Raw genomic sequence first — 14,451 nt, 5'->3', positions numbered from 1 at the left:
TTGGGTCTCCTCACCTTGTTAACTTGATTGTTCAATTCCAAGTTTGGCACATTGCGATGCCGTTTGAGGGGGGAGACCATTCCATCGTTGACCTTTGTTGTACACCAGAGGTCAACAGGCCCCAGTAACTTATTCAAACTGAGACAGGTAATCTCGCAACATAAGGCCCATGGTTGAAAATAGCGGGTTTGCTTTAGGTACCGCACACTCTTCTTGCTGATTAACCATGCTTGCGTTGAAATTCATTTTATTGAGCAAGCTTGTATTCACAACTAAATCTGCATGGCACAACCCGTACGATTCATCGATAACGAAAAAGGTATTCGGACCTTTACTTGCGTCCATTAACTGCTCTATGCCGCGAATTGGCGTGGTTACATCAGCTTGAGAATGAGCGGCAAATAGCGGCACTTCAATTTGCTGTCCTTCCTCGACTTTGTCCCGAATGATGTTTATTAAATCCATCAATTCCAACCCTGCTAAACCTGCCACATTTGGATACTTGTAAGGGTTGGGGCCATGAGTTTGATAGGTTCCATCAATAATTCTGGCTAAAAGTTTAATGCCCCAAATTCGAGACATACTTTCAGCATTATCAGACAGCGCCAGCGCGCCAGAAAATAGCATAAGACCATCAATATTATTTACTTCGCTTCCTGTACTATCCAGATAATGTTCAACCGCCAGCGCACCACCTGTAGAGAAGCCACCTACAAGCAAAGTATCACCCATGCTATCAGCCAATTTAATGACTTCATCAACATGCCCCTGCCAGCGCTCAGCTAAATCCCAGTCAGACATGTCATCATCGGCATCTCGTTTACCATGCCCAGGCAAAAGCGGCACGACTACAGTAAAACCCTGTTCAAATAAGATGTTGGCGATTTCACGCATGAAGAAAGGTGAGTCGCTTAAGCCGTGGATAAGCACTGCCACCTTGCTGCTTGATTTGTTGGTCAGCATGAAAGGCGAATTGCCTTCATTGCGCAATACGTTGCTGCATACCGAAAAACGATTGAGTGCCGTTTCTCTACACGGCTGGGTTTGGCCCCACTCTTTTTCGTAAAATGCTTTGAACTGATTTTGAAGGTCTGAAAAACTTCTGCTTTTCATTTCGCTCGTATCAGGTATAGATAAATTTGCGGCTATAGCCATATTTACACCTAAAAGCGCAACAATACCTATGAGCATTTTTACAAAAAACTTCGATGACACTATTATTCTCCGCTACGGATAATTAATAAAAAACGGGAGCAGTTTACCATGCTCCCGTTTCTTGTGACGATTAATACGTATATTACGTTAGCTAAAGTAAACCTCTAGATCGTCAGAACCACCGATATGTTTACCACCGATAAAGACCTGCGGCACAGTTTCTCGACCGCTAATCGCCGTTAAGCTGGTTAGTGATGCATCTTTGCCCAACACGATTTCTTCGTACTCGTAGCCTTTTTCATCAAGCAGTTTTTTCGCTTTAGCACAGAAAGGACAACCCGGTTTTGTGATAATAGAAACAGGTGCGTTAGTTTGCTCTTCTGGCGCAATGTAAGCCAGCATGGTATCTGCATCCGACACCTCAAACGGGTCGCCAGCTACATCAGGTTCAATAAACATTTTGTCTACCACGCCATCTTTCACTAGCATCGAGTAACGCCAACTTCTTTTGCCGAAACCCAAATCCGCTTTATCGACTAGCATACCCATGCCATCGGTAAATTCTCCGTTACCGTCGGGAATAACGGTTATGTTAGCGGCTTCTTGATCTGCGGCCCATGCATTCATAACGAAAGTATCGTTTACCGATACACAAACAATCTCATCAATGCCGTGTTTCGCAAACTTTTTCGCTAAAGCGTTATAGCGTGGCAAGTGGGTAGAAGAACAGGTTGGTGTAAAAGCACCTGGAAGTGAGAAGACCACAACATTTTTGCCAGAAAATAATTCATCTGTCGTTTTCGTTACCCACGTCTCACCTTCTCTGCACGGAAATGAAACGCTAGGTACTTTTTGGCCTTCTTTGGAAGTGAAGCGACTTTCTGACATAACAACCTCTTATCGGTAATCTCAATTATAAAGTAAGAAGACTAGAATGAGTTTTTGCACAAATCAATAGGTATTGTCTTACATTCGTTAATATCGATTTTGATGCTGAACCTAGCTGATAGCCTGCCTATGCTTTGAGTGGAGGTTAGGTACGGTCGTGACACCATTCACGACCCACCGTAACGCTCAGTATTTTAACATAAGCGATATTCGAGGGTTATCACCATGATTATTTTGGTTGGTGGAGAAAAAGGCGGTAGCGGAAAGAGCTGCCTGGCACAAAACATTGCAGTGTATCTTCGCACTGAAAAAGGTGCCAAGGTGTTAATGGTCGACTGTGACCCGCAGCGAACGACCTCAGACTGGATCCAAGAGCGTAAAGCTAACCCTCGTCTCGCTGAAATTAACTGTGTTCAGTTATACGGTAAAATACGTAACGAATTACTTAGCCTGCGTCAGTATTACGATTACGTTGTAATAGACTGTGGTGGACAAGATAACCTAGCGCTTCGCTCGTCAATGGCGGTTGCTGACCATATACTGATTCCACTTAGACCCAAACGTCGCGATCTCAAAACGGTACCTCACATGGAAGATATTTTATCTACCTGTAAAATGGTTAACCCGAAAATGAACGCCGCGTTCGTTATCACACAGTGCCCTTCTCTACCTAGCCTGGCAAACCGTATTCTAGAGGCAAAAGAAGTGTGTCGCTCATTTGGTATTCCCGTCCTAAACTCTGTTACTTTTAGTAGAAACATGTATGACGATTCAGAAGAGTCAGGGCAGTCAGTTATTGAGAGTGAACCAGAAGGTAAAGCGGCCACAGAAATAAGAACCTTGTTTGAAGAGCTACTAGCTGGCAAAGTGGAGGATGCTTATGAGTTTACTCAACCTCAAAAAGTCGAAGCCGTTAGCTAAGCCCAATCTACGAACTGTAGAAGATTTTATCGACGACGCGCTGCTTTATGCCCAAGGTAAAGTGGATAAAAAGCAACCATCGGCGGCAAAAAACGATTTAAAAGACGTTCGTACAGACCGCGTCGTGCCGATAAGAAAGCCTGCAAAATCAGAAGGTATGCGACATGCTACCTTTACGTTAACACCGCAATGTATTGAAAAACTTGCAAACATTGCCCAAAAGACAGGTAAAGCCAAGTCTGCACTGATTCGAGAGTGGATTGAAAATAACAGCATAAATTAGACTAAAGTATAAATCCAAATACGTATTTCATTCGTTTTATCCTTCACAATAATAATGTTGCCTTGGCGTTAGCCTACTGGGATACTCACCGACAGCATGTTCTGACAGCGTATAGGAGATACAATCGAATGGGCCGTGAAGGATTTAGCACAGTGCGCGTGCTGGTGTGTGCCCTGCTAATTGCTGTGCATGGCGCACAGGTAAAAACGGTAGAAGCGTTCGAGCTTTTCAATACCGAGATTGCTGATGTCGAGAACCTTTTAAATGCCAAGCAATATGCTGACGCCGATAGCAAGGCACTGTTGCTTTTAGAGCAAGCGCTACAACAGCAACAAATGTCTGCTGATACATTTTCTGCCCTCGGACTCTTACTTCAAAACGCATCGCGTTTTGAGGTGTCAAAAGCCATTTTTAATGCCGCCTTAGAGCGCTACACCACAGATGGTGAATTAAACAAAATGGCGTCAACGCTGTTACAACTAGCCACCTCAGAAAGACACCTCTCAAATTATGCCATTGCACTGACTTATGTGCGTCGCGCTATGTCTATTGCTCAAATTGAGCGTAATGAATTACTTAAGGCTCAATTGAACCTTGAGCTAGGCATAATTCAACAAGAACAAGGCGAAATTGAAACCGCTTTGGAGCCGTTAAAGCAAGCGCTACGTTACTTTCGTGAAAATAACATGGCCAGTGAAATGAGTGTTACGTTGCTGCGCATCGGAGAGATATACAGTTTGCTCAACCAAGCTACATTGGCTCATACCTACTACCAAGACGCTTTCGACAGTATTGAGGAAACACAGGAGACCCGATTACTTGGTGTGATCAAAACTCGTATTGGTGCTCTGTCTCTCAAAACAGGCTCTGTAGACCAAGCGATAAGAGCAATTAACGAAGGTCTTGAACTCCTGCTATCCACCTCTGATGTAGGGGCCATAGCCGAAGCAAAAATGCTATTGGGAAGAGCACTGGTTGAAAACAGCGATACAGCTAAAGGGCGAGAGTTATTGCAAGAAGCCATGCAATTTGCCGATTCATCGGGTCAGGCAAAATTGGTCAAAGAAGGCAGACTCGCTTTAGCGCAAGCCTATATGAAAGAGCAGAGTTTCGAATTAGCCTTAGAAGAGGCCCGCACGGGTACCATTGACGCGAGAAAAAATAGAGACCTTAGAGGACAGCTTAGTTTTCTTTCGTTACAGCTAAGCGCCTTTGTATCACTAGGCGAATTCAAAAAAGCCCTAGATATTCAATCTGTTATGCAGCAGCTGCGTGAGGTGCTACTTGATTCAGAAAACAAGTCTGCCATTGAAGGCCTGCAGGCTGAGATTGAGCTTGTGAGGCAATCTAGGACGTTGGAGAAACTGGAAGAATCCAAGCAGCTGGCGTTAGCGCAAGCTGAGCGAGAAAACCTGCAGACGACTCTTTTTTGGAGCATATCATTAGCAGCGTTACTCTTGACGTTTTTAGTGTGGAGCCGCTACAAACAACGTCAGCAAACGATTATTTTGCGCCGAGAAGTACGCCAGCAAACACTCAATCTTCAAGAAAAAAATCAAGAACTGGAAAGAGCCTATAAAACGCTAGAAGAGGTAAGCCTGCGCGATCCGTTAACGGGTTTGTACAATAGGCACTACCTCGAATCGCAGCTTCCTGGTGAAATAAGGCGCAGCCAGTTCTCGGCAAAACAAAGCCCCAGTACAGGAAAGACGAAACAAGACTTACTTTGCTTACTTATTGATATCGACCACTTCAAGCGCATCAACGACGACTATGGGCATATTGCCGGCGATAAAGTGCTATCAGCGTTTGCCAATGTCCTCAAAGAGGTGTTCAGACAAACGGATTTAATTATTCGATGGGGAGGCGAGGAGTTTCTTGTGGTTTGTCGCCAATCCACTCGTGAAGAGCTCCCTGAGGTTGCCGAGCGCTGCCGAGAAATGGTCGCAAGCACCCCTTTTGATATCGGCTTAGAAAAACCAATCAATATTACTTGTAGCATTGGCTTTTCGCTGCTTCCTCCAGATAGAGAGGAAGACTTTGATACCGCGTGGAAACGTACATTCGCTGTTATCGATTACGCGCTGTATGCCACTAAGTTATCAGGGAGAAATGGATGGGTTGGCGTAATCGAAACGCTTAAAACTCAAAGGGAATACCCCACTCCACTAGATACGAAGTTTAATTTTCCTGGTTCGAGAATTGCCACATCGTTCAACAACGTGGCAAGTATCAAATGGCCGGAGACCCTCGAGAAATAGCAGTAGAGGAATAGAGATATGTACAGAGGAAGCTGCAGCTGCCAAGCAATTCAATATGAAATTGATCATATCGGAGAGCTTGACGCCGATGACGAAACGCTAAGCCATTCAGATACCAGTGAACTGCGCGTTACAATTGAAAAAGAGCAGCTGGTTATTGACTGTGCACCGTCAGCGCTAGCGGAACTACACGAGGCTAATGACGAAACCCACCACGTGTGTAACATTTGTGGGAGCGTTATCTTTGTTGAGCGTGGCTCTAACCAAGTGTCGGTTGAGGTGACCTTCAGCGGTCATGACGTCTTAGCAGAGTCTCACTGCCAGTTTGTATTTTAGGTGGGTACACAAGGATAAAGGCGAACTGCGCGTTCGCCCAGATATCAACAGGTGAGAAGTACATTTCTCTCCTGTTTGGTAGTCATGTCTACCCTAGTCGCTATTTTTGATGTCTTCCATATGGTATTTATCAATGAGCGAATACAACGTGGGACGAGTGACGCCAAGTAATTCTGCCGTTTTCGACATATTCTTATCTGCTTTTTGATAGGCCCTGCGAATAGCTCGACTTTCAGCAATTTCTCGCACTTCACGCAGATTCAACGTTTCAGGCTCATCATGGGCATCTACAGGCATCAAGCCTAAATCGTCAGGTTGAATTACCGTACCTTCAGCCATAATAACCGCAGACTTTAGCTTGTTTTGCATTTCTCGAATGTTGCCCGGCCACTTATGGGCTAGCATGGCGTTAACTGCAGTTTCTGAAAAGCTCTTCGCTTTAGCTTTGAATTCTTCGCGATAAATATTCAAGAACGTACGTGCAAGTAAAATAATGTCTTGGTCTCGTTCACGTAAAGGAGGGATCATGATCGGCATTTCCCCCACACGGTAATATAAATCTTCCCTGAATGTTTCTTGTGCCACCATAGCCTGTAAATCGCGGTGCGTTGCACAAATTACGCGTATATCAACGGGAATTTCATTGCGTCCACCAACGCGCTCGATCACGCGCTCCTGCAAGAACCGAAGCATCTTAGCTTGCAGACCAATGGGCATATCACCAATTTCATCTAAAAACAGTGTTCCGCCTTGTGCTGTTTCTATCTTGCCGATGGTGGTTTTGTTCGCGCCAGTAAACGCTCCTTTTTCGTAACCGAACAACTCACTTTCTAGTAAGTTCTCTGGGATAGACGCACAGTTAATAGCAACAAAAGGTTTGTCTTTTCTAGGGCTGTGTTCGTGAATACTGCGCGCGAAAACTTCTTTACCTGTGCCACTTTCACCAAGTAACAGAGTGCTTATGTCGGTATTGGCAATTTTCTCAGCGCGACGTACCACTTTTTGAATAGCTTCGCTGTTACCCACTATTCTGGACATGCCAGAACGGGTGCGGGCAAGAATGCTGTTCTCATGCTCTAACTTAGACAGGTTAAGCGCACGGTGCACCAATAATTTGATGGTATCTGAATCGATAGGCTTCTGATAAAAATCGTATGCCCCAAAATCGATTGCTTTTAGTGCGTGTTGTTTATCGTTATTACCTGTAACAACGATAACTTTGGTTCTAGGCGCTAGCGCAATGATGTCGTGAAGAATACGCAAACCTTCCGACGCATTCGCTGGATCTGGCGGAAGCCCTAAATCTAGGGTAACAACCTTAGGTTCAAAACGACGGAGCTGGGCTATGGCAGATGTGTGATCGTCCGCAAAAACAACGTTGTAATCGGTAAGACTCCATTTAAGTTGCTTTTGGATACCTAAATCATCATCTACTACCAAAATGGTATCGGTCATTTCATCATCCTATTATTCTACTTCATCCATCGAAAGGGAGTGGATTTGATAATATCCACTTTTTAGTTATACACCCTATCCTATCGGAAAATACAGCGTAAAACAGCTACCGCGTCCAGGTTCGCTTTGAACAGTTAGTTTGCCACCGATAGACTCGATATATGTTTTTGCATCATATGCACCAATACCCATACCAGCATTGCCTTTCGTGGTATCAAATGGCTTGAATAGTCGCTCTTCAATAAACGCTTTATCCATACCTGACCCTGTATCTTCTATCAAAACTAGCTGCGTTTTGTTGTCAGAATTTCCAGTAATCACCACGTCGACTTCTCCGTCATCTGCGGTTGCCTGCTGAGCATTGCTGATTAGGTGATAAAGCACGTTTGCCACCTTATCCTTATCAACCGTCACGGCCGTTTCTTTTAGCACATAAACTGTTGGTAGCGGACGTAAACCTGAACAGCGGTTGTTGACCACATCTTTGGCCAGCTCCGAAATCAAAAATTCTGAGTTTACACCTTCTTCAACGGCCTTCTTATCAGTCAGCTGTTTGAGCATTTTTTCCATTCTTGCCTTAGTATGCTCCAAGGTTTCGAAGGTGTCTTCGATAAATTCAGGGTTATGTTTATGCTGTTGAGCATTGGCAAGAATAAGGTCGACTTGAGCTAGTACATTTTTTAAGTCATGTAAAACGAACGCAGACATTCGATTGAATGCCGCAAATTGGGCGTTTTCTGCTACCACTTGAGCCGCCTCGTGGTGCTGCATGTACGTGCCTACTTGCTCAGATACGGCGGTTAGATAGTCTTTCACTTCCCAATTTAAAGTGATTTTTTCATTGTCTCCTGACGCGAGAACAGCAAACCCCCACAGTTTTCCCTCTTTTAAGAGAGGCACGAAAAGTTGGTAGCCCCATGCTTTTAGTGCATCTCTATCTAGCTTTAACCCCTCGTAATCGAATGGTTTGACGAGGTAGGCGTCCGTATCAATGATCCAGCCATTTTTGTCGCTGTAATTTGCAAGCGTTTCCAACGTTGTACAGGTAGCGTTGTTTTCTTTTGAACTAGTTGACGATTCATTGTTATCTGTTGACGCAGTGTTTGTAATAGGTGATGCCTTAGCCACGCATTCATAGCCATTCTGCGTTACTTTAAACAGCAGACCTGACTCATATTGAATGGCGTTAAGCATTCCTGTTAGGCCAGCATGGTAAACATCTGATGAGGTATCCCCTGCACGTGTTAACCACTGCGTTAATTTCACCCATTCAACGCGGTAGTCGAACTGATTCGCGAAGAAATGTTTAGTGATAAATACTTTTATCTTAGTGCGAAAGCCGTTGGACAAGAATACAGTGGCGAGCAATGCGAATGACATCACAACCAATATGATTTGAACCGTCGCTCCCCAGTTGCCTCCCATATAGTTTATGGCGTAGCCGACAACAGCCATCACAAAAAGATAACCGCCCGCCACTAAGAGTAGAGAGCTGTGCAATACCACGTCTCGCGAGATAAAGATATCAATGCCCCAGTGATGAATTCGTCGAATCGATATGACGAGTAAGGGCATTAACAAGAAGTAAATATAGCCTCGTGCCGCTATGTAGCCAATTTCAACCTGGTTTACCATGGTAGCGTTTGCATAGGTAACGAACTCAAACAGGTTGGTTGCTCCCAGATAAATAATAATGGGTTTAAACGCCCACTGCTCACGCCCCGCCTGTCGATACACAACTTCCAGAAGAACAAGCACTTCTAATGACAGCACGATCAGTACAAGAAAGCTCCACGCGGGATTTACTACCAATAGATAAGGGGCTAGCAATGCTGCTAGTGCGGGGGCAATAATAATTAACGTTACAGGTCGTTTTAGAACGTCGAAGATATTACTAAAGCTGGTCTGTATACAGCCAGCCAAAAAGAGTAGCCATGCGAGCTGCTTAAGCACGTCAGCGCTGAGTAACCAGCTTAGCGAGATAGGTCCAAATAGCGAAGTGATTAAGGTTGTAGACCATAAAAAGGTGGCTGCGGTCGCCAATACCAATAAATGCTTGGCTACGCCGGGTTTGCGTACCGTTAACAACAGCAATAAAAGGGCTAAGTGCGCCAGACTATTTAACCCATAGCCTACATCTGAAATCATCCTTTTATCTCACCTTTATTATCATTATTTAGGAGATGAAATACAGGGAGGCGCATTGATGCAACGTCCCTGAAACCTTCGATATACAGCACATAACGTTTTCAGCTAGGTACGGTGCGCAGACATCGCCCGCGCTATGATAAAAACTATCGTTTACGGATCACTAGTGAGCCAATTGAATACCCTGCACCGAAAGAGCAAAGTACTCCCACGTCACCGGCAACCAGGTCTTCATGGTTTAAACCAAACGCAATCACAGAACCCGCAGAAGCAGTGTTGGCAAACTCGTCCAACACAATTGGCGCTTCGGTACGGTCAGCATCGCGACCTAACAGGCGTTTGCAAATCAAGGTGTTCATATTGATATTAGCTTGGTGAAGCCACCAACGCTTGACGCCTTCTGGCGTAATGTCGTGACTCGCTAAATGCGCTTCAATATGCGCTGCTGCCAATGGACACACTTCCTTGAAAACTTTGCGACCCGCTTGATGGAACAGCTTATCAGGTCCATACGGATCAACGTCTTCGGCACGTGTCATGTAGCCAAAATTAGAACGAATATTGTTTGAGAATTTCGTCAATGCTTTGGTGCTTAGCACGTCGTACACGTGCTCACTTTTGGCGGTTTCAGCAAGCTCAAGCACAGTCGCCGTAGCCACATCGCCAAAAATAAAGTGACTGTCGCGGTCAGCGTAGTTAATTTGCGGTGAGACCAACTCAGGGTTAATAACCAACACGCGAGTCGCATTTTTCGCGCTCAGCATTTCATAGGCGCGATGCATACCGAACGTTGCTGCTGAACAAGCAACTAGCATATCGAAACCAAACCCTTCAATATTAAGGGCTTCTTGTACTTCAATTGCAATCGCAGGATAAGCACGCTGGGTGTACGCACACGATACAATCACAGCATCAATCTCATCGGCAGTAACATTGGCGGATGCCAGAGCTAACTTGGCTGCTTCGACGGCAATTTCGGCTTGGTGAGAAAGTTCGTCATCTGCTCGAGGGGCAATCTTAGGCTTCATTCGAGTGATGTCTAGCGCCCCCTCTTTTTGATAGATGTAGCGACTTTTAATTCCTGATGCTTTTTCGATGAACTCTGCACTTGAATAAGGCATTGCTGCTACATCACCTGATTCGATTTGCGCTTTATTTTCTTCGTTAAACGCATCTACGTAAGCATTGTAGCTATCTACGAGCTCTTCGTTAGTTATACTGTCTTTAGGGTGCCATACACCCACACCACTAATCACAACTTGCTGAGACATAGGCATTCTCTATTATTTGATAGCACTACGGTGGTATTGAGCATTGCGTTACTCTGTGTCCTAAACGCATCTATACCAGTGCAATTGAGCCTAATCGTATTTACCTTTAAAAATACGACTGCGTTTTATGGGTTATAGCTTACCCTAATCCTTAAACGGTGTAACCATAGTGAACGCAAGGAAAGCTCTATTCCTCCGTTTAATACCAGCCCGCGTAGATAATTACCCACTCAGCGAGACTTAAAATGTTCTTAATCGTGGCGTGTTTTCGCAGGTTTAGTGGCTCTACATCAAGGTGACACAACAAAGAGTAAGGACATTTTAAACTCGCCCTTCGGGAAGATCTGGCAAGCTACCAATAAAAAACCCCGCTTCAAAGCGGGGTTTCATGTAATCAACGCGGGAGCTTATAGCTGGTTGATTTGCCACACCGTTACTGTGCCGCTAACTTCGTTGCCTACAACAAGAAGAGGCACACCACTTGGGCTGTCTTCAGCGCTAACAAACACCAGGCTTTCTGGCGCTAAGTCACCAATGACATCGTCGCTTGTCAAACCTTCGGTGAGGTCACGGTTAATTACATATTCTGCAAATTGAACGTCATAAGGATTAGTAACGTCGTATACGAAAATACCGCCCATGCGCTCTGTGCCGATAAACGCGTAAGTGCGATCGCCAACTTGACCCACGGTTAACGCTTCTGGCTCAGGACCTTTATTCTCCGAGCGCGAGTCGCTTGCATTTTCATCGTCACCATTGTTGAACTGCGCACCATGAACCGACGCAGTAATGCGTTCAAAATCATCACCCGAGTCATAAACCACTAAACCATTTTGATCCCAGATAGTGAATGAACGTGCACCGTAAGCGTACGCTGCATCGTACTCGCCGTTTCCGTCAGCATCACCCATAGCTGAAGTTACACGTAAGTCGTCCGCTTCACCTGTCGCCTGTAGCATAGCTAATTCAGAGTTGGCGGCAGCGGTAAGATCTTCTACTTTAACTTCGTCTGTATAAGCTAGACAGCCATCATCTTCGTCAAAATCAACACCACCTGCAGCAGTACATGCCGCCTCATCAGCAGCGTCAAAGAAGTACTCACGGGCATCGCCTTCATTAGCGGTAAGAATGAAAGTCGCATCCTTCCATGTAAAGTTAGCAATGGTATCAGGCTGGTATACACCATAAATACCTGTGTACTGACCAAAACTCACCGCATCATTTTCTTGGATATCAATATTAAGTCCAGCCCAAGACTTAGTTCCTAGGCCGACGACATCTACCGTTAACTCTTCTAAGTCAATAATCGCAAGGCCATTGTTTTCCTGAAGACTAACGTATGCAATGTCGTTAGTAGCGGTGATGTACTCTGGTTCCAGATCTTTCGCTACCGTTGAGGTAATAGCTGTGCCGTTAATCGTGCGCCCTGCTGGGTTAGGAAACATCATTCCCTGCGCCATCAAATCTGCTTCAGTACCGTTTAGAGCAGTAAAGCCAATGGTCGTCCCCGTTTCTTCTGGCTCACCACTTGCAAGTATATTAATGACGCTAACAGAACCTTCAGGGTCAATAGTGTAGTCATCAGAAGGCTCACCCTCGTTCGCTACCAACACTTTGCCACCATCCGGCGTAAAAGTGACCATATCCGGTAGTGCGCCAACCTCGACAGAATCCAAAAAGGCTGGAGCAGAACTGTCTAGCCCGTTGTAGAACAACACATAACCGTTATCAGTTTTAACGTCTGCAGGTACAGCAACAGCCATAAGGTCACCGCTAACCGCAATGCTTGTTAAGCTACCTAAAGTCACACCATTTATATCGGCAGGCAGTGCGATAGTGGTAAGCGTTAGCGTAGTGGTGTTTATCGGATCAGCCATAGTAGCCGTGTTTACGCTAGAGGCATCAATAACTGCTATTGTATTCGTCTCGCCGTTTGTCGCGTAAATCGTATTGGTCTCAGCGTGGTACTGAACAATTTCTGCGGCCGTTTGATTGCCTAAGAAAGCACGACCAACGATATCCATTGCAATGCCGATTGACGCGTCGGTACCATCACTTCCGTCTGTCCCTGGGTCACCTTGTTCCCCCTGAGGTCCTTGAGCTCCTGTTTCGCCCTGCGCACCGTCGTCACCATCAAGGCCACATCCCGTGAGCGCCGCTGATACTAAAAATGCAAGTAACCCGTATTTAAACTTATTACGCACTGCCATTTGATTTCCTTTTTATTTGTATTTTTGTCGTACGTTATGAGGCTCGAGAAACCCAAGGATTTTTCCACCTTGTTCTCGCAAAGCGAAGGAAGAAAACAGGGATCCCTAACCTTAGTACACCAGAAATTTTATGTAACTTCTATGTATAAATTAGAATCAGTTTATGACACAAATATTAAATAGGCAAAAGCGCGTAACTTTTCTATAACAATGATGGCACACAGGCCGCTGTAAATATGGACAGCACGAAGTAGTAAGCTCAAAGTTATCACACTTCGTTCATGCAATTGTAAGCATATATTTCAAATACCCTAATGCGTGTAAGGAAAAACGGTTTAGCTTAACAGCGGAACACGCTTCGCTTTTTCAAAGGTATAGTTTTATTTATAAGCACTATCTGATACTAATATTGCCAAATAGACGTATAAACTGAATAGGATAGTGCTTTAGCGCGCAAAAGTGAGCGAAGCGAGAACATTCAGTTATTAAAAAGGATTAACCATGAAATTGAAATTCACAGCTTCGGCAGTTATTGCCGCAGCGCTTACTTTAACAGCCTGTGCAACATCTCCTACGGGTAGAAATCAAGTGTTGCTCTATTCTGAAACTCAGCTCGCGCAAATGGGTGATCAGGCATTCACGGGCATGAAAGAAGAATTAAAAATTTCGAATAAAGCGGTTCAAAATTCTTACGTAGAATGCGTTGCAAATGCCATCACTGCTCAAGTACCAGCCACGGTATTTAATGGTCAATGGGAAGTCGTTGTATTCGACGATGAACAAGTTAACGCATTTGCGCTACCCGGTGGAAAAATTGGTGTCTATACAGGCTTGCTCAACGTTGCAGAAAACCAGCATCAACTTGCTGCTGTCATTGGCCATGAAGTAGGTCATGTTATTGCAGAGCATGGCAATGAGAGAATGTCGCAGTCAACATTGATAAATATGGGCAGTCAGGCGGTAGGCCAAGTTTTAGCCGCGAATGAAGTACCCCAGTCAGGTCCCATCATGGCTGCGATCGGATTAGGTGTTCAAGTCGGTGTCCAACTTCCTTTTAGCCGAACTCATGAATCTGAAGCCGATGTCATTGGTCTTCAGCTAATGGCGAAGTCAGGGTTTGACCCAAGACAATCTGTAAACTTGTGGCAAAACATGGACGCAGCAAGCGGCGGCAACCGCCCAATGGAACTTTTGTCGACTCACCCAGCACCTCAAACCAGAATTGATAATTTACAAGCGAACATGCCTAACGCCTATGCAGACTATCAAGCTACTGCTTACCGCCCGAACTGTCGCTAAAAGTAAGTAATGCCATTCCGCATAGGCCATTACCCCGCTCAGCGAGAGTTAAAACGTTCGTAATCGCGGCGTGTTACATCGCACGTAATCTTAGGATAAAAAAAACGCTGCGAAATGCAGCGCAGACTGTTGAAAAAGCCCTAGACGAAAGTCTGGGGCTTTGATCTAATAGGCATAGTGAAATTCGGAGTGTTCACCATGCTAACCCCAAAGTCCCCACAACA

11 protein-coding genes are annotated in these 14,451 nt (G+C 45.0%); 5 read left to right on the top strand and 6 right to left on the bottom strand.

Features of this window, described 5'->3' with window-relative positions; all coding sequences use genetic code 11:
• Positions 1 to 129: 129 nt before the first annotated feature.
• Together F0261_RS19120 and F0261_RS19115 are read right to left on the bottom strand one after the other, a co-directional pair.
• Complete coding sequence (locus tag F0261_RS19120; protein WP_171338674.1) at positions 130 to 1,218, bottom strand: carboxylesterase; 1,089 nt, start codon at positions 1,216 to 1,218, stop codon at positions 130 to 132.
• An 84-nt stretch (positions 1,219 to 1,302) separates the two neighbouring features.
• Positions 1,303 to 2,043 carry a glutathione peroxidase gene (locus F0261_RS19115; RefSeq protein ID WP_014950446.1) on the bottom strand — a complete coding sequence of 247 codons (741 nt, stop codon included), beginning with the start codon at positions 2,041 to 2,043 and terminating at the stop codon, positions 1,303 to 1,305.
• Positions 2,044 to 2,268: 225 nt separating this feature from the next.
• Between F0261_RS19115 and F0261_RS19110 the strand changes: the two genes are divergently transcribed.
• From F0261_RS19110 to F0261_RS19095, 4 genes are all read left to right on the top strand, one after another.
• Positions 2,269 to 2,964: an AAA family ATPase gene (locus F0261_RS19110; RefSeq protein ID WP_014950447.1), complete on the top strand. Its 696-nt coding sequence runs from the start codon at positions 2,269 to 2,271 to the stop codon at positions 2,962 to 2,964.
• On the top strand, positions 2,924 to 3,247 hold the full coding sequence (locus F0261_RS19105) for a hypothetical protein (RefSeq protein ID WP_014950448.1): 324 nt from the start codon (positions 2,924 to 2,926) through the stop codon (positions 3,245 to 3,247). Before F0261_RS19110 ends, F0261_RS19105 begins: the two co-directional genes overlap by 41 nt.
• A gap of 128 nt (positions 3,248 to 3,375) precedes the next feature.
• A complete protein-coding gene (locus F0261_RS19100; protein ID WP_171338673.1) occupies positions 3,376 to 5,508 on the top strand; it encodes a diguanylate cyclase in 2,133 nt (710 codons plus the stop codon).
• 18 nt (positions 5,509 to 5,526) lie between these two features.
• Positions 5,527 to 5,844, top strand: a complete 318-nt coding sequence (locus F0261_RS19095) for a hypothetical protein (protein ID WP_039227925.1) — start codon at positions 5,527 to 5,529, stop codon at positions 5,842 to 5,844.
• A 93-nt stretch (positions 5,845 to 5,937) separates the two neighbouring features.
• On the opposite strand, the gene prsR is transcribed toward F0261_RS19095, so the two are convergent.
• From prsR to F0261_RS19075, 4 genes are all read right to left on the bottom strand, one after another.
• Entirely contained in the window at positions 5,938 to 7,299 is a 1,362-nt protein-coding gene (gene prsR, locus F0261_RS19090; protein ID WP_168533927.1) for a PEP-CTERM-box response regulator transcription factor, read from the bottom strand.
• Positions 7,300 to 7,374: 75 nt separating this feature from the next.
• Positions 7,375 to 9,447, bottom strand: a complete 2,073-nt coding sequence (gene prsK / locus F0261_RS19085; RefSeq protein ID WP_171338672.1) for an XrtA/PEP-CTERM system histidine kinase PrsK — start codon at positions 9,445 to 9,447, stop codon at positions 7,375 to 7,377.
• A 146-nt stretch (positions 9,448 to 9,593) separates the two neighbouring features.
• Positions 9,594 to 10,718 (bottom strand): beta-ketoacyl-ACP synthase III, encoded by a 1,125-nt coding sequence (locus F0261_RS19080; protein ID WP_049586044.1) that lies wholly within the window; start codon positions 10,716 to 10,718, stop codon positions 9,594 to 9,596.
• Positions 10,719 to 11,125: 407 nt separating this feature from the next.
• Positions 11,126 to 12,928, bottom strand: a complete 1,803-nt coding sequence (locus F0261_RS19075) for a choice-of-anchor I family protein (protein ID WP_014980068.1) — start codon at positions 12,926 to 12,928, stop codon at positions 11,126 to 11,128.
• A gap of 501 nt (positions 12,929 to 13,429) precedes the next feature.
• On the opposite strand from F0261_RS19075, the gene F0261_RS19070 reads away from it, so the two are divergent.
• Positions 13,430 to 14,227, top strand: coding sequence for a M48 family metallopeptidase (locus tag F0261_RS19070; RefSeq protein ID WP_014950456.1), 798 nt, complete (start codon positions 13,430 to 13,432; stop codon positions 14,225 to 14,227).
• The last annotated feature ends 224 nt before the right edge of the window (positions 14,228 to 14,451 follow it).

It is taken from the genome of Alteromonas sp. 07-89-2, assembly GCF_013113925.1.
In the GTDB taxonomy this organism is placed as follows: Bacteria; Pseudomonadota; Gammaproteobacteria; order Enterobacterales; family Alteromonadaceae; genus Alteromonas; species Alteromonas macleodii.
This window is presented reverse-complemented; position numbering and strand designations above follow the sequence as displayed.